This window comes from Micromonospora sp. NPDC005205 (assembly GCF_040608275.1).
Classification (GTDB): Bacteria; Actinomycetota; Actinomycetes; order Mycobacteriales; family Micromonosporaceae; genus Micromonospora.
Genome location: NZ_JBEXHV010000017.1, coordinates 72,898 through 95,070, shown reverse-complemented (window position 1 = coordinate 95,070; position 22,173 = coordinate 72,898). Strand labels below are relative to the sequence as shown.

Genomic DNA, 22,173 nt, shown 5'->3' with positions numbered 1-22,173 from the left:
CCTCTACTCACCTGTGCCGACGCCGGTACCCACCGTCGAACCGGCGGCGGTTCGGGACGAACGACCGATGCTCAAGAAATAGAGATCTGTCAGTGTCTCGGGTATCTCTCCAACCCCGAGGAGCCCCCATGAAAGGCAGAACGCTGAGCGCGGGAATCGCGCTTGCCGTGTTCGCCGGAATGACGGTGACGCTGGCTGCCCAGCCGGTAGCCGCGTCGCCCATGGCCACGATGACGGAGGCCCGGCCGATCGCCGCGTCCGCCGCCGCGTTGGCCGCGCCGGACATCTCCGTCACCAACGTCCAGGCGCACCTGACCCAGTTCAACAGCATCGCGACCAGCAACGGTGGCAACCGGCGGGCCGGCTCGGCCGGCTACACCGCCTCGCTCAACTACGTGAAGACCAGGCTCCAGTCGGCCGGCTACACCGTCAGCGAGCAGTACTGCTCCAGCTGCACGTACCCCTCGAACAACCTGATCGCCGAGTGGCCCGGCGGCCCGACCGACCAGGTGGTCATGTTCGGAGCGCACCTGGACGGCGTCTCGGCCGGTCCGGGCATCAACGACAACGCCACCGGCTCGTCGACCCTGCTGGAGAACGCACTGGTCCTGGCCGCGCAGAACCCGACCATGACGAAGAAGGTGCGGTTCGCCTGGTGGACCGACGAGGAGCAGGGGCTCAACGGCTCCCGGTTCTACGTCAACTCGCTCACTACCACCCAGCGCGGTTACATCAAGGGTTACTACAACTTCGACATGGTCGGCTCGACAAACGGCGGCTACTTCATCAACCGGGTCACCTCGACCACTGCGGCTCCGCTGAAGGCGTACTGGGACTCGTTGGGCCTGCAACCGGAGGAGAACGTCGAGGGTCAGGGCCGCTCCGACGACTACTACTTCCAGCAGGCCGGCATCCCCACCTCGGGCTACGCCGCCGGGGCCAGCGCCCGCAAGACCAGTTCCCAGGCGGCCAAGTGGGGTGGCACCGCCAACTCCGCGTACGACCCCTGCTACCACCGGTCCTGCGACACCACCGCCAACGTCAGCGCCACGGTGCTGAACCGCGCGGCCGACGGGGTCGCGTACGCGCTGTGGCAGCTCGCCGTGAGCGGCGGCACCCCGTCCTGCACCGGCGGCCAGGTGGTCGGAAACGGTGGCTTCGAGAGCGGCAGCACGCCGTGGACCGCGTCCTCCGGCGTGATCACCAACGCCAGCGCCCAGCCGGCCCGGACCGGGTCGTACAAGGCGTGGCTCAACGGCAACGGCCGCAGCGGCACCGAGAGCCTGACGCAGTCGGTGACACTGCCGGCCGGGTGCGCCAGCTACACGCTGTCCTTCTGGCTGCACATCGACACGGCCGAGACCACCAGCTCAACGGTGTACGACCGGCTCACCGTGCAGGTGGGGTCGACCACGCTGGCGACGTACTCGAATCTGAACAGGGCGTCCGGCTACGTCCAGCGCAGCTTCTCGGTGGCCGGGTTCGCCGGGCAGACGGTGACGCTGCGCTTCACCGGCACCGAGGACTCGTCGTTGCAGACCAGCTTCGTGATCGACGACGTGACGCTGGTGGCGAGCTGACCGCGTACCCCGAAGAAGGGCCGCCGCCGGCAGCGTCCGGCGGCGGCCCGTCACGTCGTGGGTCAGGGGAGTCGGGGGTCAGGGGAGCTGTGGGTAGAGCGCGGCGACGCCGCCGGGGAACCCGGCCTGCACCCGCCGGCTGACGTCGTCGGCGACGATCTCGTAGGCGTCGGCCTCGATGCCGTCGACCGCGAGCCGGGCGATCGAGGCGGGGTCAGACTTGGGGCCGGTGATGGTCGCGGCCATGTCGGTGTCCAGGTAGCCGACGTGCAGGCCGGCGACGCGGACGTCCCGCTCGGCGAGCTGGAGGCGCAGCGCGTTCGTCATCGCCCACTCGGCGGACTTGGCGGCACCATACGACCCGTGCAGGGGGAAGTTCACCCAGGACAGGACGGAGAGCACGTTGAGGATGGTTCCGCCGCCATTGCCGGCGATGACCGGCGCGAACGCCCGGATCGTCGACAGGGTGCCGATGTAGTGGGTCTCCAACTCCAGCCGGACGAGGTCCAGGTCGCCGTCGAGCAGGTCGGTCCGGGTGTCGATGCCAGCGTTGTTGATCAGCAGGTTCACGCCGCCGGCCAGCTCGGCGGCGGCGGCCACCGAGGCGGGGTCGGTGATGTCGAGGCGGACCGGCGTCACGCCGGGCAGGTCGACGCTGTCGGGGTTGCGGGCGCCGGCGTAGACGGTGGCGCCCCGGGCGAGGAGTTCGGCGGCCAGGTGTCGGCCGAGGCCACGGTTGGCGCCGGTGACGAGGGCGGTGCTTCCAGCGATCTTCATGGCCGTCACGCTATCCGGCCTGACTTCTGTTAAGCAAAGTCAGCTATGTCACGGCGGTGGTCGACGGGATCGGGAATACGACCCGGACGCGCCCACACCCCAAGCGGTGACGACTCGTATCCTTTCCGCGAACCTCCGTACGAGCCGAGATGGGAGACGGTGTGAGCAACCAGGCCGAAACGTTGGAGTTCCAGGCCGAGGCGCGTCAGCTCCTCCAGTTGGTGGTCCACTCGATCTATTCGAACAAGGACGTCTTCCTGCGGGAACTCATCTCGAACGCGTCCGACGCCCTGGACAAGCTCCGGCTGGCCACCCTCGTCGACAAGGACCTCGTCGCCGACACCGACGACCTGCACGTCGCCCTGGAGATCGACCGCGACGCCCGCACCCTCACCGTGCGCGACAACGGCATCGGGATGACCCGCGACGAGGTCGTCACGCTGATCGGCACGATCGCCAAGTCGGGCACCGCCGAGCTGCTGCGCCAACTGCGCGAGTCCGCCGACGCCCACGCCAAGCAGGACCTCATCGGGCAGTTCGGCGTCGGTTTCTACGCCGCGTTCATGGTCGCCGACCGGGTCACCCTGCTGACCCGCAAGGCCGGCGAGACCGGCGGCACCCGCTGGGAGTCCACCGGCGAGGGCACCTACTCGATCGAGGCGGTCGACGAGGCGCCGCAGGGCACCACTGTGACGCTGCACCTCAAGCCGGCCGACACCGAGGACAACCTGCACGACTACACCGCCGAGTGGACCGTCCGCGAGATCGTCAAGCGCTACTCCGACTTCATCGCCTGGCCGATCCGGATGACAGTCGAGCGCCCCGGCGCCGAGGGTGAGCCCGCCACCAGCGAGGTGCAGACCCTCAACTCGATGAAGGCCCTCTGGGCGCGGCCCCGCGACGAGGTCGACGCCGCCGAGTACAACGAGTTCTACAAGCACGTCAGCCACGACTGGGCCGACCCGCTCGAGGTCGTGCACATGAAGGGCGAGGGCACCTTCGAGTACGAGGCGCTGCTCTTCCTGCCCAGCCACGCCCCACTGGACCTGTTCTCCCCGCAGGGCCGCCGGGGCGTCCAGCTCTACGTCAAGCGCGTCTTCATCATGGACGACTGCGAGGCGCTGGTCCCGACCTACCTTCGCTTCGTCAAGGGCGTGGTCGACGCGCACGACCTGTCACTGAACATCTCCCGGGAGATCCTCCAGCAGGACCGGCAGATCCAGATCGTGCGCCGCCGCCTGGTCAAGAAGGTCCTCGCCACGGTCAAGGACCTCAAGGCCAACCACGCCGAGCGCTACCGCACCTTCTGGACCGAGTTCGGCGCCGTGGTCAAGGAAGGGCTGATCGACGACACCGACAACCGGGACACCCTGCTGGACATCCTGTCGGTGAACTCCACAAACGACCCGGACGAGCCAACCGACCTGGCCGGCTACGTGTCGCGGATGAAGGACGGCCAGACCGACATCTGGTACGCCACCGGCGAGTCCCGGGCCGCCATCGAGAACTCGCCGCACCTGGAGGCGTTCCGGGCCAAGGGGCACGAGGTGCTGCTCCTCACCGACCAGGTCGACGAGGTGTGGGTCGAGCGGGTCGGCACGTACGACGGTCGCCCACTGCGCTCGATCGCCAAGGGCGAGATCGACCTGGACACCGACGAGGAGAAGCAGCAGGCCGAGGCCGAGCGCGAGCAGCAGCGACAGGAGTTCGCCGGGCTGCTCGACTGGCTGGGGACCACCCTCACCGACAGCGTCCGGGAGGTCCGCCTGTCGTCGCGGCTGACCACCTCACCGGCCTGCGTCGTCGGCGACGCCCACGACCTCACCCCGACCCTGGAGAAGATGTACCGGGCGATGGGGCACGAGATCCCCACCACCAAGCGGATCCTGGAGATCAACCCCGGTCACCCGCTGGTGTCCGGGCTGCGCAAGGCCCACGAGCAGGGCAGCGACGCCACCGCTCTGACCGAGACCGCCGAGCTGCTCTACGGCCTGGCGGTGCTCGCCGAGGGCGGTGAGCTGACCGACCCGGCCCGCTTCACCCGGACGCTCGCCGACCGGCTGGCGCGCACCCTCTAACTGGAATACCGCCGGCCGGCGGCCCGCCCGAGCAGCGGGCCCGCCGGCCGGCCCCGTCACTGGCCGGGAATCACCAGGCCCGACTCGTAGGCGATCATCACCGCCTGAGCGCGATCGCGCAGGTGCAGTTTGGTGAGCAGGTTGCCGACGTGGGTCTTCACCGTGTGCTCGCTGAGGTGGTGGTGGGCGGCGATCTCGGCGTTGGACAGACCAGCCGCGATCAGGCGCAGCACGTCCGTCTCCCGCGCGGTCAGGGCGGTCACCGCGGCGGCCCGGGCCGGGTCCGGATGGCCGCGCCGGTGCAGTTCGCCGATCACCCGGGCGGTCACGGCGGGAGCGAGCAGCGCGTCCCCGGCCGCGACCACACGGACCGCGTTCACCAGGTCGGCTCGGGGAGCGTCCTTGAGCAGGAAGCCGCTGGCCCCGGCCCGCAGGGCCGCGTACAGGTAGTCGTCGCTGTCGAACATGGTCAGGGCGAGGACCCGGCTCGGGGTGAGCGCGCAGACCTGGCGGGTCGCGGCGACACCGTCGAGGACGGGCATTCGCATGTCCATCAGGACGACGTCGGGACGGTGTTCGCGGGCGGCCCGCACGGCCGCCGCGCCGTCGGCGGCCTCGGCGACCACCTCGATGTCCGGCTCGGCGCCGAGGATGGTGGCGAACCCCGCCCGGAAAAGATCCTGGTCATCGGCGAGCACCACCCGCACCATCAGACCACCGCCGGTGCCGGCAGCGGCAGGGTGGCGGTCACCGTGAAGCCGTGACCGTCGGAGGCCGGGCCGGTGCGCAGAGTGCCGCCGCAGGCGTGGGCGCGCTCGCGCATGCCGACGATCCCGTACCCGGGCCGGCTGCTCTCGGACGCCTGGTGGCCGCGGCCGTCATCGGTGACCGACACCGTCAGCGAGTTCGCCGCGTGGTCCAGTCGCACGCGAACCGATCGGGCACCGGCATGCCGCACCACGTTGGTGAGGGACTCCTGCACGATCCGATAGGCGGCCACCCCGACGTCCGGGGGCGGTGGCGCGACGGCACCTCCGGACGGCGAGACGGTGAGCACCGCGTCGAGGCCGGCGGCACGGACCCGCTCGACGAGGACGGGAAGATGGTCCAGACCCGGCTGGTCGAGTGGTTGGTCGGCGGGTTCGTACAGGCTGCCGACCGCGCGGCGGAGCTGAACGACCGCGTCCCTGCCGGTGGCGGCGATGGTGGCGAACGTGGCATCGGCGCGATCCGGTTGGTGGCGGACCAGCAGCGGACCCGCCTCCGCCTGGACGATCATGACACCGACCGCGTGGGTCAGGATGTCGTGCAGGTCGCGGGCGATGCGGGTGCGCTCGCGCAGCACCGCCGCCGTACGTTCACCGGCGACGCGACGATCACGTTCGGCGAGGGCCGCGGCCTGGGTTCGGCGGGCCCGGGTGCTGGTGCCCAACGCGTACGCGAAGAGGTAGGCGACCGACAGGTAACGCAGCACCTCCACGTCCGGGCGGGGGTAGAGCAGCGAGACCAGCAGGCCGGCGGCGGTGAGCGCGACGCCGAGCAGGCGGATCGGCAGGGATGCGCGCGCCGCGAACGTGTAGAGGCAGACCAGCGGTCCGACCGGCAGCAGTGGGGGAGCGCCGAGCGAGGCGGAGACGGTCGTGGCGACGCCCACGAGGAGGGCGACCCGGAGCAACGCCCGGTCCCGCCACAGCACCGGCACCGACGACGCGACCGCGAGCGGAAGCACCCACCAGGCATGTGGCCCGCCGAGCAGGGCGGGCAGCACCGTCGCGGCTACGGCAGCCACGGTGACGGCGAGATTGACGTACCGCTTCACGTCCGCAGTATCGTCCGACCCGGCGAGCCGACGCCTCCCTCCACGGGACCAGATCGATCCCGGCTCACCGGGCGATCCGTCCCGGCCGCCCGCGCCACACGCTCGACACATGATGACGATCCTCGCCACGCTCCTCAGTGGCCTGCTCTGGTTCGGTGGCACCGGGTTGCACCCTGTCCCCGCGCTGACCTGGCTCGCCCCGCTCCCGCTGATCCTCGCCTCGACGCGGGTACGCCCGCGCACCGCGCTCTGCGCGACCGCCCTCGCCTGGTCGATCGGTCAGGGCGGCGTGCTCGGCTACTACCTCGGCACCCTGCGACTACCGGTCCCCGTGGTCGCCGGTGTGGTCCTGCTCGGCGTCGGTCTGGCGACCGGAACGGTCCTGCTCGCCCGCGCACTGCTGCTGCGCGGACGAACGGTCCTCGCCGTCCTCGCGGTGCCCTCGCTCTGGGTGCTGGGGGAGTACGCCGCGTCCCGCTTGCTGCCGCATGGCGCCTGGTGGAGCCTCGCCTACACCCAGGCCGACATCCGCCCGGTCATCCAGCTGACCGCGCTCACCGGAGTCTGGGGCGTCACCTACCTGCTGCTCGCCGTCCCTGTCGCCCTCGCCGCCCTGCGCGCGAGCACACGCCCCGCCCTGACCTGCCTGCTCGTCCTCCTGCTCGGCGCCGGCGGGTGGTCGGCCTGGTCGCTGAGCCGTTCCCCCAACCAGGCCGAGCGGGTGACCGTCGGCCTGGTGGCCCTACGGCAACCCGAGGACGGGCTCCCGATCGACGAGCCGCCCGGCCGTGACCTGCTCACCCGTTACGCCGCACGGGTCAAAGGTCTGGTTGCCCGTGGGGCACGCATCGTCGTGCTGCCGGAGAAGGTGTTCGCCGTGTCGGACACGACGATGCCCGTGCTCGTGGCCGCGCTCCGCCAGGCCGACGCTCAGGTCGTCGTCGGCGCGGTGCGGCAACGGGCAGACCGGGCGAGCAACGTCGCGCTGGTACTCGAACCCGGTGGGACCGTCGCGACGTACGAGAAGCAGCATCTCATCCCGGGCCTGGAAGACTGGCTGACGCCGGGTGACGGCGAGGTGCTCGTCGAGGGGCGGTTCGGCGTCGCGATCTGCAAGGACCTCGACTATCCCGGCCTGGTCCGGCGGTATCGGGCGCAGGGCGCCTCGGTGCTGCTCGTTCCCGCCCTGGACTTCACCTCCGATGGCTGGCTGCACGGTCGGATGGCGCTGGTCCGGGGCGTGGAGAACGGCCTCGTCGTGGTGCGGGCCGCGGCGTTCGGCCGTCCGACGGTCACCGACCCCGGCGGCAGGATGCTGGGTGAGGCCACCGCCGGTGACGCTGAGTTGTTGGTCAGCGCCGCGCCGACGGCAGGGTGGCGCACTGTCTATTCGCGTACGGGAGACTGGTTTCCGTTCCTGTCAGTGATCCTGCTGGTCGTCGCCGTCGTCGGGAGCCGCCGGCCGGTCACGGCCGGTCGGCGTCCGTGAGCCGACGACGGATGCGCTCCGCGTCCGGGTGCCCGAGGTCGTCGAGGAGGCGCAACGCCGCCCGCCAGCTCCGGGCCGCCCCGGCCGGATCGCCGGCCTCGGCCTGCGCCTCGGCCAGGTGCCCGAGCGTGTCCGCCTCGTAGTACCGGTCCCGGAACTCCCGGTACAGCTCCACCGCGTGCCGGTACGAGCCGACCGCCTCCGCCGGTCGCCCCGCCCGGTGCTGCGCGTACCCGAGAGTGTCCCAGGTCGGTGCCTCACCCTGGCGGTCGTCGAACTCCCGCAACAGCGCCAGGCCCTGCCGACACGCCTCGATCGCGGCATCGTGCTCACCCAGTTGGGCGCGGTACCAACCGATCGCGTTCAACGCCATCGCCTGCCCGTACCGGTGTCCGGCGGTGCGGTACAACGTCAGCGCCGCCTCCGCGTGCTGGACCACCTCTGCGCGCCGGCCCTGCCGGTCGGCCATTTCGGCCAGGTCCAGGCAGGTGTGCCCCTGGTTGGCCGGGTCGTCGAGGCCCCGGAAGAGCTCCAGTGCCCGCTGAAGCTGACCGGGTGCCTCGTCGAGCTGGCCCAGCCGGGCCTGGGCCCGGGCCAGACTGCGGTGCGCGTGCGCCTGCCCGGCCGAGTCGCCACCGCTCCGCGCGGCGACCAGCGCCGTACGTTGCACCGCCAGTTGGTCGTGCCAGCCGCCCTGCCGGTCCAGAAAGATGGTCAAACTCCAGGCCAGTTGCCAGGCGTGCCGTTCGAACCCGCCGGCCGCGCACCGATCGACCAGTGCGATCAGCACCTCCCGCTCCCGGGTGAACCACGCCGCAGCCTCGTCGTGATCGCTGATCTTCTCCGGTCGGACCCCGGTGACAGCTGGCGGCAGCGCGATCGGGTCCCAGTGTGGGTGCAGCAGCACGGCAGCAGCGTGCGCGCTGTGCAGGTAGTGGTCGAAGAGCCGACCCCGCGCCTCAGCCCGGTCGCCGGTCCGGTCCTGCTCGCCGGAAAGCTCGGCCGCGAAGGCCCGCAGCAGGTCGTGCATCCCGTACCGGTCCGGACCACGCTCCAGCACCAGGTGCGCGTCGGCGAGTTCGGCGAACGCCGCCCGGACCTGGCGGCGCTCGACGCCGGCGAGGCTGGCCCCGGCCGCCGTACTGATTGTCAGGTCCGTGCTGCCGCCGACCAGCCGGAACAGCCGGGCCGTCGGGTCGGTCAGCAGGCGGTACGACCAGGACAGTGCCGTGCGTACGCTGCTGGCGGGGTCGCCGGCGTCCAACCCGTCCAGACCCCCGTCGGTGCGCAACTGCGCGCCCAGCTCGGCCAGGGAGAGCTGTGGCCGGACCACCGCCCGGGCCGCCACCACGACCAGCGCCAACGGCAGCCGGTCACAGAGCCCGACCAACTCGCCGATGGCAGCTCGTTCCCTCTCGGCCCGCACCCCGATCCGCGCGTGCAGCAGAGCGGCCGCGTCCCCGGCGGTGAGCAGATCCAGCACCAACGGCTCGGCGCCCTCGGTGGCCACCAGGCCGGTCAGCCGGTCCCGGCTCGTCACCAGCACCAGGCAGTGGGCGGACCCGGGTAGCAGCGGCCGGACCTGCGCGGCGTCCCGGGCGTTGTCCAGCAACACCAGCATGCGTCGACCGGCCAGCAGGCTCCGATAGAGCGCTGTCTGCTCCTGCGGGTCGAACGGCAGTTCCCGGGGCGACACACCGAGCGCCGCGAGAAAGCCGCGCACCACCTGCTCCGCACTGCGCACCACGCCACCATGGCTGTAGCCCTCAAGGTTGGCGTAGAGCTGCCCGTCGGGGAAACTCTCGACCACCCGGTGGGCCCAGTGCACGGCCAGCGCCGTCTTGCCCACCCCAGCCAGTCCGGAGAGCACCGCCACCGGCACGGCGCCGGGATGCGCCTCGGCATTCGCCCGCAGGGCGCTCAGTCGAACCAGCTCCGCCTCCCGTCCCGCGAAGCCCCGGACGTCCGACGGCAACTGCGCCGGGACCGGGTGGGCTGGGGTCGGCCGCGCGACGGGACCGGCCGCGCCCGGTGTCCGAGCGGGTTCGGCGCGGGGCGCCGGCACGGTGACCTCACCGCGCAGGATGGCCTGGTGCACCTGGCGAAGTTCCGCGCTCGGGTCCGCACCGAGCGCATCGGCCAACCGTTCCCGTAAGCGGGCGTAGTACGCCAGGGCCTGTGCGCCCCGTCCGGCGGCGGCCAGCGCGCGCAACAACGCGGCGGCGACCGGTTCGTCGAGCGGGTGGTCGTCGGCGAGCCGGGTCAACGGGTCGATCACGGCATCCGGATCACCCCGGCGAAGCGTGCCGCGGGCCCACTGCACGACGCTGTCGATGTGCCGACGGTGCCAGTCCTGTCGGATCCGGGCCGCCCACTCACCGGGCACGCCGGCCAGCGGCTCGCCACGCCACAGAGCCAGCGCCCGGCGCAGCAGCTCCGCTTGCTCCGGGTCGGCGTCGGACAGTTCGTCGGCCCGCCGCCGCAGCGCGTCGAAGTGGTGGCCGTCGACAGTCTCCGGCGGCAGGTCCAGCAGGTACCCACCGGAGCGGCGGACCAGCGCGTCCGAAGCCCCGGCGGTGGTCAGCACCCTGCGGATCCGAGCGAGGTAGACGTGCAGGTTGTGCCGAACCCGCGGCGGCGGGGAGTCACCCCACACCCGATCCACCAGGGATTCCGCGCGAACCGGCCGGCCCACGTCGACCGCCAGCGCGGCGAGGACGGCGCGTTGCCGGGCCGCTCCCGCGTCGATCAGCTGGCCGTCCGTCCACACCTCGACGGGCCCGAGGATCCGAATCTCCATGAACCGCCGCTCGCCCCCGTGCCGCCGGTCGGCCAAGCCGGCAACCGCGACCGGATTGAGGTTCCGGCAGGAATCCGTCGACCTACCGCGCAGATCATCGTAGGCACAGCGACATCTCTCAATCCGATGTCGGCAACTCGACTCACGGCCGCCTCGGTCGTGACGAGACCCGGAGGTCACTCACGTGCGAAATATTCGGCGAAGGCTCACGTCCGCCCTGGTTGCCACGGTTGCCCTGACCGCCGGGCTCGGCGCCGCCCCGAGCCCGGCCCAGGCCGCCAACTACCCGTGCCCCACGAACCTGCTCTGCCTCTACGCCGGTACGAACTTCACCGGTGACGTGTTCTACCTCGACGGGCCGTACAACGGCTGTAACGACGTCACGCTGCCCTCGTACTTCCGCAACAGGGCCCAGTCGATCAAGAACAACCGGGCTTCCGGCACCGTCTCCACCTTCTGGGACAACGCCAACGCCACCGGGCTCCTCGGCTACCAGCACGCCTACGGCTATCGGGCGAACCTGGCGTACGACTCGGCCGCGATCGGCGGCACCTGGAACCTGCGTATCGAGGCCGTACGGGTCTGCTGAGGGCGGAAGTCTCCGGTGGGGAGAGAAGTCGGAGACGCCACGACGGCGCCGGTCGGAATCCAACGGGGATTCCGACCGGCGCTGTCGTGCGGTCAGCCCGGGTAGTAGCAGACGTTCGGGATGACCGGACCGCCGTTGACCCCGAAGGTCGCGAAGCCCATCCACGCCCGGGTCTGCGGGCCGTACTCGCCGTCCTCGGCGATGTCCGCCCACGACCAGGTGTCGTTGATCACGCGCTGTGCGTACAAGACGGCGTTGCGGGTGTTGGTGCCGTACTGACCGTCGAGCCGCAGCGACTGCGAGTAGCAGTTGTTCAGCGCCTCCTGCAACACCTTGACCGCGCTGTTGGAGTTGCCGTATTTCAGGTAGCAGGTCTTGTTGCGGTCCTGCCAGCCGACGGTTGGCACGTGCATCTCACCCGCGTAACCACCGACCTTGTAGTAGGTCAGGCTGGTGCAGGTGGTGGCGGCCTGCGCGGCGGTCGGCGCGGCCAGGGCCAGGCCGGCGCTGGCGAGCACTGTCGCGAGAATGGCGGCGGCGCTGCGGCGGCCGAGGTTGCTTCGATGGATCGGCATGCTCTCCTCCTGAGGATGGGCTACCGGGGTCGACCCCGTGTGCCTCGAAGCATCGCGACCATCGATCTACGAATTCCTGCTCGAACGTCAATTGCGAACGCTCGGCCGGATCACCGGCCGAGCGTTCCCGCGTGTGCGGTTCGGTACGCAGGTCGGGGTCATGCCGCCGAAGCGGACGCCTTCGACCCTCGGTGCGTCGCCACCGGGCCGGCGTTCCAGCCCCAGCGGGGGGCCGGTACCGCCGCCTCGCGACGCCCATCCGTGTCGACGTCGTCGCTGTCGGTTCCGTCAATGGTCCCCTCGACCGAGGCGGAGGCGCCGCGCGCCAGTCGCAGCGAGTGCTCGGCGCCGGTGCGGGCCGCGCACGGCCAGGACTGCCCGGCGCACTGGAGGTTGCGGCACTGGCCCTCGTCGTCCGGCTCGTGTGCGCCCGACACATCGATCGCCAACTGCCACAGCAGCGGGTCGGTCACGTCGTGCGGACGCTCGGCGGTGCGACTCGGTCGGTTGCTGGTGTCGTCGGACATGGTGGCCCCCCTCATCAGGCTGTACCCCACAAGGGTCACCCGTCAGCCGCCGGCTAAACCGCCGACCTGCTGTGATGTGTCTCTGATCGCAGCTCGGCCGCGGACGCCGCACGCTTATCGGTCAATCCGGCAGAAGCGGCATCTCCACGCCCGGCTCCCGACCGAGCAACACCGCACGCGTGAGCGCCGCTGATCCGAACCGGTCGCGGACCGCGTCGACCGCAACGTCCAGATCGGACCCGGAGTCCGGCTGGAACGGCAGCTCAGGCTGGACTGGGTTGTCGTCGAGGTTGCCCACGGAGACACCGATCAACGTGATGCCACGGCGATCGATCTCGGGCAGCGCCGCGCGCAGTAGCGCACGCGCGGCGGCGAGTAGCGGCGTCGTGTCCGCCGTCGCCTTACGCACCGTGTGCGACCGGGTCGCCCGGGTGTAGTCGCCGAAGCGCAGCCGCAACACCACAGTGCGGCCGGACCGCCCGGCCGCCCTCATCCGCCGGCTGACCCGGTCGACCAGGCCGGCGAGGATGGCGTCCAGCTCCGTGGAGGCGTGCGGGGCCCTACTGAGCGCGTGCTGCGCGCCCATCGAACCGCGCCGGCGCCCCACCTGCACCGCCCGAGGGTCGCGATTGTGCGCCAACGCGTGCAGGTGCCGGCCGGAGCCCGCACCGAGCAGCGACACCAGCGCCGCCTCCCCGAGGCGGGCCACCTCCCCGACGGTACGGATCCGGCGTTCGCGCAGCTTGGTGGCCGTGACCGGGCCGACGCCCCAGAGCCGTTCCACCGGCAGCGGGTGCAGGAACGCCAGCTCGGCGTCCGGTGCGACCACCAGCAGGCCGTCCGGTTTCGCCACGCCGCTGGCCACCTTGGCCAGGAACTTCGTGCGGGCCACCCCCACGGTGATCGGCAGGTGGACCCGGTCGCGGACCTCCCGACGTAGTCGTTCGGCGATCTCGACCGGTGGCCCGACCAGCCGCCGCAGACCCCCCACGTCGAGAAACGCCTCGTCGATGGAGAGCCCCTCGACCAGCGGTGTGGTCTCCCGGAAGATCTCGAAGACCGCGCGGCTCGCTGCCGTGTACGCCGACATCCGCGGCGGCACGACGATCGCGTCCGGACAGAGCCGACGCGCCTGCTGGCCGCCCATCGCGCTGCGGACGCCCCGCGCCTTCGCCTCGTAGCTGGCCGCGAGCACCACACCACCACCGACGATCACCGGTCGCCCGCGCAGGCGCGGGTCGTCGCGCTGCTCGACCGACGCGTAGAACGCGTCCAGGTCGGCGTGCAGGATGCTGGCGCCGGGCGACACGTACACATGTTCGCATGACGCCGGCATGGTGCGGCAGTGAGCTGGGCAGACGCCCCGTCAGTCGAGGCAGAACTCGTTGCCCTCCGGGTCGGCCATGATGAGATGACCGGCGCCCAACGGGGGAGTGGGCTCGTGCCGATCGAGTCGCTTGGCGCCATGCGAGACGAGCCGTTCGGCCTCGGCCTCCAGGGCCGCCATCCGCTCGTCACCCTCCAGCCCGGGGGCCGCGCGGACGTCGAGGTGGACGCGGTTCTTCACCTGCTTGTGCTCCGGCACTCGCTGAAAGAACAGCCGTGGTCGCGAGCCCTCGGGGTCGACCACCGCTGACGCGTCGTTGCGGTTCTCCGGCGGCACACCCATCGCCTCCAGCGCCTGATCCCAGGACTCGAAGTCTCCGGGTGGGGCCTGTACCTGGTAGCCGAGCGTCTCGGCCCAGAAGGTGGCCAACCTCGCGGGGTCGGCGCAGTCGAACGTGATCTGGACGTCGCGGATCACGGCGGATCCCTGCTTCCTGGTCTGGTCGGTCATGATCCCAGCCTCTCGTGGATAGCGGACAGGGTTGTTCCGCTATCCGTGCAACGATCGACGAGTGACCGTCGAGGCGACGACCGAGCGGGTGCTGCGCCTGCTGGCGCTGCTGCAACGACGACTGTCCTGGACGGCCGCCGAACTGGCCGCGGAGCTGGGGGTCACCGGCCGTTGCGTGCGCCGCGACGTGCAGCGTCTGCGGGCGCTCGGCTACCCGGTGCACGCGGTGCCGGGCGTCGGCGGCGGCTACCGACTCGGTGCCGGCACCCGGTTGCCGCCGCTGCTCCTCGACGACGAGGAGGCAATCGCCACGGCGGTGTCCCTGCGGCTCGCCGCCGGGGGCACTGTCGCCGGGGCGAGTGAGGCCGCGTTGCGGGCACTCGCGAAACTCGATCAGGTGATGCCATCGCGGCTCCGCGCCGAGGTCCGGGCGGTGCACGGTGCCACCGACACCCTCATCGGCCCGGTCGCCGAGATCGACGCGGAACTGCTGGTGACACTCGCCCGCGCCTGTCGGGACGGGGTACGCGTCCGATTCCACTATCCCGGCCGGGGCGCTGGTGAGCAGGAGCGGACGGTCGAGCCGATCCGGATGGTCACGACCGGCCGCCGCTGGTATCTGATGGCCTGGGACGTCGACCGCGCCGACTGGCGGACGTTCCGGCTGGATCGGATCCGGGCTGCGGTCGCGACGACCTGGCGTTTCCCGGCGCGCGAACGCCCGGATCCGGTCGCCTTCGTGCAGCGCGCCGTGACCGGGGCACCGTACCGATACCTCGCCCGGGTGCGGGTGCACGCCCAACCGGAGCGGTTGCGGGAGGTGGTCCCACCACAGGTGGGGCGGGTCGAGGATGACAGCGAAGGATGGTCGGTGCTGGTCGTCGGCGGCGACAGCCTGGACTGGCTCGCCGCGCACCTCGCCCGCCTGGATCACGAGATGGAGGTGCTGGAGCCTCCCGAGCTGCGCGAGGCCGCAGGCCGGCTCGCCCGTCGCCTCGCCGTGCTGGCGGGTGCGACGTCGGAGCCCGGCGCGCGGTGCCGCAGCGTGTAGTGGCGCAGCGACACCGGGCCGCCGTCGGGAGCGGTCCATGGTGCCGTGCTGGTGCCGACACACCGCCATCCCGCGCGTTCGTACAGAGCGGCGGCCGCAGCGCCGTCGGCGGCCAACTCCAGCACCAGGTCCGTCCCGCGTTTGCCCGCCCACTGGCGGGCCCGGTCCAGCAGCGCGCTGCCCAGCGCCAACCCCCGGGCTCTCGGCACCACGAAGAGACGAGCCACCTCAGCCGTCGGCCGGCCGGGCGGCCCGTCCACCTGATCGGGGATCCGATGCACAGCGACGTGTCCGACAACGGCCGCGTCGGCGTCGACGGCGACCCACGCCCGCGCCGGGTGCGGCTCGCGCAGCCAGCGGTGCGGGTCGACGGGCCAGTTCAGCGGGTACGCGTCGACCTGGTGGACCTCGGCGAGCGCCGCGACGCAGCCGTCCAGGTCGGTGGCGCGCCGCCGACGGATGGCGGGCCGGTTCACAGGTCGTCGAACGGGCCGGCGTAGCGGAACTCGCCCCGGATGGACTCGCGCCACGCGTGCATTGGCCGAGCCATGAAGTACTGCGGCCCCCACGGCTGCGGTGGAGTGACGCCCAGCTCGACGGCCGGCCGGAACCCGAAGCGCGGGTAGTAGTCGGGATGCCCGAGCAGGACCACCAGCGGTTCGTCCCGCGCGTCAGCCGCGCCAAGGACCGCGTGCATCAGCGCGCTGCCAACACCGCGCCGCTGCCAGTCGGGCAACACGCCCAGCGGCCCCAGGCCCAACGCCACCGGCGCGCCGCCCACCCGGCCGCGGGTGGCCACCACGTGCCCGACCACCTGGCCGTCCGAATCGGTCGCCACCAGGGAGTACGCGGGCAGCCAGCCCTCGTCGACGCGCAGCGCGTCGACGAGGGTCGCCTCGACCGGTACGCCGTCACCGCCATCGGCCTTGGCGAAGGCCGCGGAGTGCACCGCGCGAATCGCGTCGACGTCGGCGGGTGTCTCGCGTCTGATCAGCACCGCGCCACCATAGACGCGGTGAGTTGCCGGCTCCACGCGTTTATCGCCGGCACGGGCCACGGCCCGGCGCTGGCCGACTGCGCCGCCGCCGCCGACTTCTCGATCTGCCGGCGGTCGTCGCGGCTGGCGGTCGTGGTGGGTGGCGGGCGGCTTCGCGGACATGGCGGGGAAACGCTTGATGTCTGTGAGTCATCAAGATGTCGCCCAGTCATCAAGCTCATCGCGATCCGCGATCCGCGATCCGCGATCCGCGATCCGCGATCCGCGATCCGCGATCCGCGATCCGCGATCCGCGATCCGCGATCCGCGATCCGCGATCCCGGGCCCGGTACTTCCCTGCTCCGCGCGTGCGGCCCTCGCCGGCGGGTCGGGCGTGATCTCAACCGACGGCAGTGGCGGAGGGCGGGGCGCTGCCGCCCTGGCGTGCCTCCGGGACCATCAGCCGGATGATCTCCGCCTGGTCGGCGGGCGAGGGCAGTCCCCATTCCGGTCGGTAGCCGTACACCTGGTGCAGTGGGGTTGAGGCGGTGCGGCCGTCCAGGATCTCCACGGCGTCGGTGCCGATCAGGCCGGGGTGTTCGACGCCGCAGGCCTCGGCGACCTTGGTCAGGTCCCGGCGTAGCGTCCGCAGGTAGTTGGCCGCCCGGACCGACTTCAACGCCGGGTCCAGCCCACGGGCGAGCCACGCGTTCTGGGTGGCCACGCCGGTGGGGCAGGTGTCGGTGTGGCACTTCTGCGCCTGGATGCAGCCGACCGCCAGCATCGCCTCCCTGCCGACGTTGACCATGTCGCAGCCGAGCGCGAACGCGACGATGGCGTTGTCCGGAAGGCCGAGCTTGCCGCCGCCGACGAAGACCACCTGCTCGTGCAGACCGTGCTCGGCGAAGACCTTGTAGACCCGGGAGAAGCCCTGCTGGAACGGGAGCGACACCGAGTCGGTGAAGATCAGTGGTGCGGCTCCGGTGCCGCCCTCGCCGCCGTCGATCGTCACGAAGTCCACACCCCGGCCGGTGTCCCGCATGAGGGTGGCCAGCTCCTCCCAGAAGCTCAGGTCACCGACCGCCGACTTGATGCCGACCGGCAGGCCCGTCTCGGCGGCCAGCAACTCCACCCAGTCGAGCAGGCTGTCGCAGTCGGAGAACTCGGCGTGCCGGGACGGGCTGACGCAGTCCTGACCGGCCGGGATGCCCCGGGTGGCGGCGATCTCGGCGGACACCTTCGCCCCCGGCAGCAGCCCACCGAGGCTCGGCTTGGCGCCCTGGCTCAGCTTGATCTCCAGCGCCCGCACCGGTGCGCCGGCGACCAGGTCCTTCAGCCGGTCGAGGCTGAACCGGCCGTGCTCGTCCCGGCAGCCGAAGTACGCCGTGCCGAGTTGGAAGACCAGCTCACCACCGTTGCGATGGTACGGCGACAGGCCGCCCTCGCCGGTGTTCTGCAGGCAGCCGGCGAGGGCTGCTCCCTTGTTGAGGGCGGTGATGGCGTTGCCGGAGAGCGAGCCGAAGCTCATTCCGGAGATGTTGACGACCGACTCCGGTCGGAACGCCCGGGCTCGTCCCCGTGCCGCGCCGAGCACCTTCGCGCACGGCACCCGTACGTCGTGCCCGGCGGTCGGTGCCGACGGCGGCACGGCACGACCGAACGTACGGTGCTTGATGATCGGGTACCCGGCGGTGTATTCGATGTCGTTGTCGGTGCCGAAACCGAAGTAGTTGTTCTCCTGCTTGGCCGACGCGTACACCCAGCGGCGCTGGTCGCGGGTGAAGGGCCGTTCCTCGTTGTTGCCGGCCACGATGTACTGCCGAAGCTCCGGCCCGATCGTCTCCAACAGGTAGCGGGCCCGGCCGAGGACCGGGAAGTTGCGCAGCAGCGCGTGGTCACGCTGGATCAGATCCCGCGCGGCGAGTGCCGCGACGGCGGCGGCGACGGCGGGTACGGCTCGACGGGCCCAGGTCATGCCGCAACTCTTTCCGCCGGGGCGGCGGATCAAACCGGTGAGCGTGCTGGTGGCGGTGCGGGTGCGCCCCCGCACCACCACCACGGGCTCAGCGGTGCCGGAACGACTCGCGGACCGACCCGCCGACGACGGTGCACCACGTGCTCGTACTGAGCTTGCCGTTGCGGGGCAGCCCGTGCAGCGCCTGCAGGTCCTGCACCGCAGTGCGGGTGGCGTGGTCGTACGCCCCGGTGACGGTGACCGCGTACCCCTTGGTGGCGAGGATCTCCTGCACGGCGGTGACCGGCGCTCCGGCGGCGTGCTGGTCCAACTCCGGCGCGAGCGTCTCCCAGGTCGGCGTGGTGAGGGTGGCGTCCACGTCGACCGCGATGCCGTTGCGGGCCTGCCAGTCCTGCACGGCCGCCACTGTCGCGGCGTCGAACGTGCCGCTGACCGTCACCGGGTAGCCCCGGTAGGCGAGCAGGTGCTGCACCACCCGGACCGAGGGGGAGTTGACGAAACGCCACAGGTCCGGCCAGCGGCGCGCCGGCACGTCACCGAGTTTGGTGCCCAGCGCGGCGTGCACCCGCCGCCGCAGCTCGGGGAACTGTCGGTAGAAGGCGGCGCCCGGGCACTCAGTGGTGCGGAAGTCCCAGTGGCCGAAGATGTCGTACGCGTGCAGCCCGTACTGCCGGCAGATCGCGACGCAGAGCTTGACCAGCGAGTCGGTCAATGCCTCCGGTGGCGTCTCGGTGACGTACGTGCCCTCGTTCTCGATGCCGATGGCCCGGCCGTTCTCACCCGGACAGTGCGCCGAGATCATCTGCCGGTCGCCGGCTTCGAGGCGCTCCAGGCTGCCCCGGCGGCCCTCCAGCACGTACCCGCCACGGCTCACTGTGAAGTGCTGGCCGGTGTCCGACCAACCGTTGCCGTCCATGTGCAGGTCCTGGCAGTCGTGGGCCAGCTTGACCGCCTGCTCACGGGAGTAGTCGGTGACGTTCGGGAACGCCATGTGGTGCACGATGATCTTGTTGGTGGCGATGGCGCTCACCGACAGCGGGTCCTTCGGCGGGCGGGCGGCCCACTCGTCACAGCTGATGATCCAGTCCAGGTCGGTGCCCGGCGCGGCCTGCGCCGCGCCCGGGAAGGCGAGTTCGCTCCCGACGACGGCGACCGTGGCGGCGCCGAGACCGGCCCGCAGCAGCGTCCGGCGATCCACTTCGGAATAGTCGACGTGCATTGCATCTCCTCCTGCGGCCGACGGCGGGGGGATGAAAAGTAGCTCCAGTGGCCGCACGCACTCCGGAGAATATTGCCAAAACTCGCCCGCGCGCCAGAGGGCCGACAGGCCTGATGATCACTTGTGTTTCCGCGTGTCGGGTCGGGGGTAGGTCGGGGCGGACCGTTCCGGCTGCCCCATTTAAGGAATGACCAGATGAGTGACAACGTCAGCGACGCGGTGGGCGACGCTCTCCGCTCGGTGATGCTCTTCCTGCCCAAGGCCGTCGCCTTCCTGGCGATCCTGGTGGCCGGATGGCTGATCGCCAAGGCCGTACTGAAGATCGTGGAGAAGGTCCTCGAACGGGTGGGCTTCGACCGCGCCGTCGAACGCGGCGGCATCCGCCGCGCGTTGAGCCGCTCCCGGTACGACGCCAGTGACATCGTCGCGAAGCTCGTCTACTACGCGGTGCTGCTGTTCACCCTTCAGCTCGCCTTCGGCATCTGGGGCCCGAACCCGATCTCCGACCTTCTCGGCGCGGTGATCGCGTGGCTGCCCCGCGCCTTCGTCGCGATCGTCATCGTCGTGGTCGCCGCCGCCATCGCCAACGCGGTCAAGGACATCATCAGCGGCGCGCTCGGCGGCCTGTCGTACGGCCGGGTGCTGGCCACCATCGCCTCGGTGTTCATCCTCGGCCTCGGCGTCATCGCGGCGCTCAACCAGATCGGCGTGGCCACCGCGGTCACCACCCCCGTGCTGATCGCCGTGCTGGCCACTATCGGCGGCATCCTCGTCGTCGGTGTCGGCGGCGGTCTGATCCGTCCGATGCAGAGCCGTTGGGAGTCGTGGCTGACCCGCGCCGAGCGGGAGTCGCAGCTGATCGCCGAGCACGCCCAGGCGTACCGGGCCAGTCGCCGCGACGCCGAGGCCGCGCTGGCCCGCCGGTCGGCCACCACCAGCGACGCGGAGGCCACCCAGGTGGTGACCCGGCCCACCGACGCCGACGCCACCCAGGTGGTGACCCGGCCCACCGACCCGGAGGCCACCCAGGTCGTCCACTTCCCGGTCAGCTCCGACGCCACCCAGGTGGCCAACCGCAGCGCCGCCGACGAGCCGACGCCGACGCCGGCCCGGCCCTCAGCGACCGACCACACGACGCAGGTGGTCAGCGGCTCGGCCGATTCGGACGTCACGCAGGCGGTGGGCGCCGGCGTCGACCCCGACACCACCCAGGTGGTCACGGGCGGCACCGATCGCGCGGTGCCCGGGCAGCGCACCAGCGACGACAGCGAGACCACCACCGTCATTCCGCCGCTCGACCGGCGCTGACACCAGCGGTACGGCGGCGGGGCGGGACCGATTCGATCCCGCCCCGCCTCTCGTTGTCCGCCCCGCCCCGCCCACCCGGCCCGGTTCGCGCTGCCCGGCGCGCCGAAAGCGCTGGCCGAGGCCGCGCCGGTTGTCTAGCATCGCGGGCATGACCTGGCGACATTGATCCAGCAGCGTCTGCCGATCCCGTGGGCCACCACGGTCACCGCACGTCCGGTGTCCGTCTCCACTCCCACGGGAAGGCCCCATGACCCTCATCGCTTCGCGCGTGCCCGAGCCGGCGGTCCGTCGGCTGACGGCGACCCTCTACGGGTACGCGTTCCTCAGTGACCTGGTCCTGCTCTACCCCCTGTACGTGGTGTTCTTCGCCGACACCGGGCTGTCGGTGGGGCAGATCGCGTCGCTCTTCGTCATCTGGTCCGCCGCCGGAATCCTGTTCGAGGTGCCCTCCGGCGCCTGGGCCGACGTGCTGTCCCGCCGACTGCTGCTGTGCCTCGCCCCGCTGGTGGCCGCCGCCGGTTTCGCGCTCTGGGTGCTGCTGCCGTCGTACCCGGCCTTCGCTGTCGGCTTCCTGCTCTGGGGCGCTGGTGGCGCACTGGTCTCCGGTGCGCTGGAGGCGTTGGTCTGGACCGAGTTGGACCGGCTCGGCGCTGTCGACCGGTACGCCCGGGTGCTCGGGCGGGCGCGGACGGCCGGTGTGCTGGGCGTGGTGGTCTCCGGAGTGCTCGCCGGCCCGGTGCTCGCCGTCGGCGGATACCCGGTGGTCGGCGCGGCCAGCGTGCTCGCCTGCCTGCTCGCCACGATCGTCGCCACCCGCTTCCCGGAACACCGCGCGCCCGCCGCCGTCGGCGTTCCGGTCGCCGAGCCGGCGGCGGTCGTCCGGCCGGTGGGTGCCGCACCACCCCGGCAGGACGAGCCCGTGAGCCCGGACGACGATGGTGACCTGGGGTGGTGGGACACGCTGCGGGCCGGGGTCTCGCAGGTCCGCACCCGTCCGCCGGTACGGGCCGCCGTGCTGCTGGTGGCCGTGGTCGCCGCCGACTGGGGTGCCCTGGACGAGTACACCCCGCTGCTCGCCCTGGACACCGGCGTCGGGGCGCAGGCCGTACCCCTGCTGCTCCTGCTGCTCTGGGTCGGAGTGACAGTCGGTGGGCTGCTCGCCCCGGCGGGGGAGCGGCTGGGCAGCCGAGGTTACGCCGGGTTGTTGGGGCTGGTCGGCGTCGCGCTGGCCGGAGGCGCCCTGTTGCGGCACCCGGCGGGGTTCGTGCTGCTGGCGGTGGCGTTCGGCGCTGCGCAGTTGGCCACCGTGCTGGCCGACGCGCGGCTCCAGGCCCGGATCGTCGGCAGCAGCCGGGCCACCGTCACCTCCCTGGCCGGGATGGCCACGGACGTGCTGATCATCGTGACGTACGCCGCCTACGGCCTGCTCGCCACGGCGGCCGGCAACGCGGTGGCGTTCGCGCTGACCGCCGGGGCGTACCTCGTGGTGGCGCTGGTGCTGCTGACCCGCCGCCGGCACCGGACGACAGTGCCCACCGTCGTGGCTGCGGCTGTGCCGGGCGGCCCGGACTGA

Annotated in this window: 18 protein-coding genes and 1 pseudogene; 7 read left to right on the top strand and 12 right to left on the bottom strand. The window is 71.6% G+C overall.

What is annotated here, in order from left to right; all coding sequences use genetic code 11:
- Nucleotides 1-128 precede the first annotated feature (128 nt).
- Complete coding sequence (locus ABZU43_RS26100; protein ID WP_355009099.1) at nucleotides 129-1,580, top strand: M28 family peptidase; 1,452 nt, start codon at nucleotides 129-131, stop codon at nucleotides 1,578-1,580.
- A 78-nt stretch (nucleotides 1,581-1,658) separates the two neighbouring features.
- Here ABZU43_RS26100 and ABZU43_RS26095 read toward each other — a convergent pair whose 3' ends face one another.
- A complete protein-coding gene (locus tag ABZU43_RS26095; RefSeq protein WP_355009098.1) occupies nucleotides 1,659-2,357 on the bottom strand; it encodes an SDR family oxidoreductase in 699 nt (232 codons plus the stop codon).
- 149 nt (nucleotides 2,358-2,506) lie between these two features.
- Here ABZU43_RS26095 and htpG point away from each other — a divergent pair, with 149 nt between their 5' ends.
- Complete coding sequence (htpG, locus tag ABZU43_RS26090) at nucleotides 2,507-4,435, top strand: molecular chaperone HtpG (RefSeq protein ID WP_355009097.1); 1,929 nt, start codon at nucleotides 2,507-2,509, stop codon at nucleotides 4,433-4,435.
- Nucleotides 4,436-4,491: 56 nt separating this feature from the next.
- On the opposite strand, the gene ABZU43_RS26085 is transcribed toward htpG, so the two are convergent.
- Together ABZU43_RS26085 and ABZU43_RS26080 are read right to left on the bottom strand one after the other, a co-directional pair.
- The gene (locus tag ABZU43_RS26085; RefSeq protein ID WP_355009096.1) at nucleotides 4,492-5,145 is read right to left on the bottom strand and encodes a response regulator transcription factor; all 654 of its coding nucleotides are present in this window, start codon (nucleotides 5,143-5,145) and stop codon (nucleotides 4,492-4,494) included.
- The gene (locus tag ABZU43_RS26080; protein ID WP_355009095.1) at nucleotides 5,145-6,254 is read right to left on the bottom strand and encodes a sensor histidine kinase; all 1,110 of its coding nucleotides are present in this window, start codon (nucleotides 6,252-6,254) and stop codon (nucleotides 5,145-5,147) included. Before ABZU43_RS26080 ends, ABZU43_RS26085 begins: the two co-directional genes overlap by 1 nt.
- 109 nt (nucleotides 6,255-6,363) lie before the next feature.
- On the opposite strand from ABZU43_RS26080, the gene ABZU43_RS26075 reads away from it, so the two are divergent.
- Nucleotides 6,364-7,743, top strand: coding sequence for a nitrilase-related carbon-nitrogen hydrolase (locus ABZU43_RS26075; RefSeq protein WP_355009094.1), 1,380 nt, complete (start codon nucleotides 6,364-6,366; stop codon nucleotides 7,741-7,743).
- Here ABZU43_RS26075 and ABZU43_RS26070 read toward each other — a convergent pair.
- Nucleotides 7,721-10,543 (bottom strand): BTAD domain-containing putative transcriptional regulator, encoded by a 2,823-nt coding sequence (locus tag ABZU43_RS26070; RefSeq protein ID WP_355009093.1) that lies wholly within the window; start codon nucleotides 10,541-10,543, stop codon nucleotides 7,721-7,723. The genes ABZU43_RS26075 and ABZU43_RS26070 overlap by 23 nt on opposite strands.
- Before the next feature lie 184 nt (nucleotides 10,544-10,727).
- Between ABZU43_RS26070 and ABZU43_RS26065 the strand changes: the two genes are divergently transcribed.
- Nucleotides 10,728-11,132 carry a peptidase inhibitor family I36 protein gene (locus tag ABZU43_RS26065; RefSeq protein ID WP_355009092.1) on the top strand — a complete coding sequence of 135 codons (405 nt, stop codon included), beginning with the start codon at nucleotides 10,728-10,730 and terminating at the stop codon, nucleotides 11,130-11,132.
- A 92-nt stretch (nucleotides 11,133-11,224) separates the two neighbouring features.
- Here the strand turns inward: ABZU43_RS26065 and ABZU43_RS26060 are convergent, their stop codons facing one another.
- The 4 genes from ABZU43_RS26060 to ABZU43_RS26045 form a co-directional block, all read right to left on the bottom strand.
- Nucleotides 11,225-11,707: a peptidoglycan-binding domain-containing protein gene (locus ABZU43_RS26060; protein ID WP_355009091.1), complete on the bottom strand. Its 483-nt coding sequence runs from the start codon at nucleotides 11,705-11,707 to the stop codon at nucleotides 11,225-11,227.
- A gap of 158 nt (nucleotides 11,708-11,865) precedes the next feature.
- Entirely contained in the window at nucleotides 11,866-12,234 is a 369-nt protein-coding gene (locus ABZU43_RS26055; RefSeq protein WP_355009090.1) for a hypothetical protein, read from the bottom strand.
- A 121-nt stretch (nucleotides 12,235-12,355) separates the two neighbouring features.
- Nucleotides 12,356-13,543 carry a DNA polymerase IV gene (gene dinB, locus ABZU43_RS26050; protein ID WP_355009089.1) on the bottom strand — a complete coding sequence of 396 codons (1,188 nt, stop codon included), beginning with the start codon at nucleotides 13,541-13,543 and terminating at the stop codon, nucleotides 12,356-12,358.
- A gap of 57 nt (nucleotides 13,544-13,600) precedes the next feature.
- Complete coding sequence (locus ABZU43_RS26045; RefSeq protein WP_355009088.1) at nucleotides 13,601-14,071, bottom strand: VOC family protein; 471 nt, start codon at nucleotides 14,069-14,071, stop codon at nucleotides 13,601-13,603.
- A gap of 61 nt (nucleotides 14,072-14,132) precedes the next feature.
- On the opposite strand from ABZU43_RS26045, the gene ABZU43_RS26040 reads away from it, so the two are divergent.
- The gene (locus tag ABZU43_RS26040) at nucleotides 14,133-15,122 is read left to right on the top strand and encodes a YafY family protein (protein WP_355009087.1); all 990 of its coding nucleotides are present in this window, start codon (nucleotides 14,133-14,135) and stop codon (nucleotides 15,120-15,122) included.
- 74 nt (nucleotides 15,123-15,196) lie between these two features.
- On the opposite strand, the pseudogene ABZU43_RS26035 reads toward ABZU43_RS26040, so the two are convergent.
- From ABZU43_RS26035 to ABZU43_RS26020, 4 genes and pseudogenes are all read right to left on the bottom strand, one after another.
- Nucleotides 15,197-15,598, bottom strand: a pseudogene (locus ABZU43_RS26035) (GNAT family N-acetyltransferase); the annotation flags it as partial.
- Nucleotides 15,595-16,119 carry an N-acetyltransferase gene (locus ABZU43_RS26030; RefSeq protein WP_355009086.1) on the bottom strand — a complete coding sequence of 175 codons (525 nt, stop codon included), beginning with the start codon at nucleotides 16,117-16,119 and terminating at the stop codon, nucleotides 15,595-15,597. The gene ABZU43_RS26030 and the pseudogene ABZU43_RS26035, both read right to left, overlap by 4 nt.
- A gap of 379 nt (nucleotides 16,120-16,498) precedes the next feature.
- Nucleotides 16,499-18,073 (bottom strand): FMN-binding glutamate synthase family protein, encoded by a 1,575-nt coding sequence (locus ABZU43_RS26025; RefSeq protein ID WP_355009085.1) that lies wholly within the window; start codon nucleotides 18,071-18,073, stop codon nucleotides 16,499-16,501.
- Between the two features lie 88 nt (nucleotides 18,074-18,161).
- Nucleotides 18,162-19,292: an N-acetylmuramoyl-L-alanine amidase gene (locus ABZU43_RS26020; protein WP_355009084.1), complete on the bottom strand. Its 1,131-nt coding sequence runs from the start codon at nucleotides 19,290-19,292 to the stop codon at nucleotides 18,162-18,164.
- A 195-nt stretch (nucleotides 19,293-19,487) separates the two neighbouring features.
- On the opposite strand from ABZU43_RS26020, the gene ABZU43_RS26015 reads away from it, so the two are divergent.
- On the top strand, nucleotides 19,488-20,600 hold the full coding sequence (locus ABZU43_RS26015) for a hypothetical protein (RefSeq protein ID WP_355009083.1): 1,113 nt from the start codon (nucleotides 19,488-19,490) through the stop codon (nucleotides 20,598-20,600).
- Between the two features lie 247 nt (nucleotides 20,601-20,847).
- Nucleotides 20,848-22,173, top strand: a complete 1,326-nt coding sequence (locus ABZU43_RS26010; protein WP_355009082.1) for an MFS transporter — start codon at nucleotides 20,848-20,850, stop codon at nucleotides 22,171-22,173.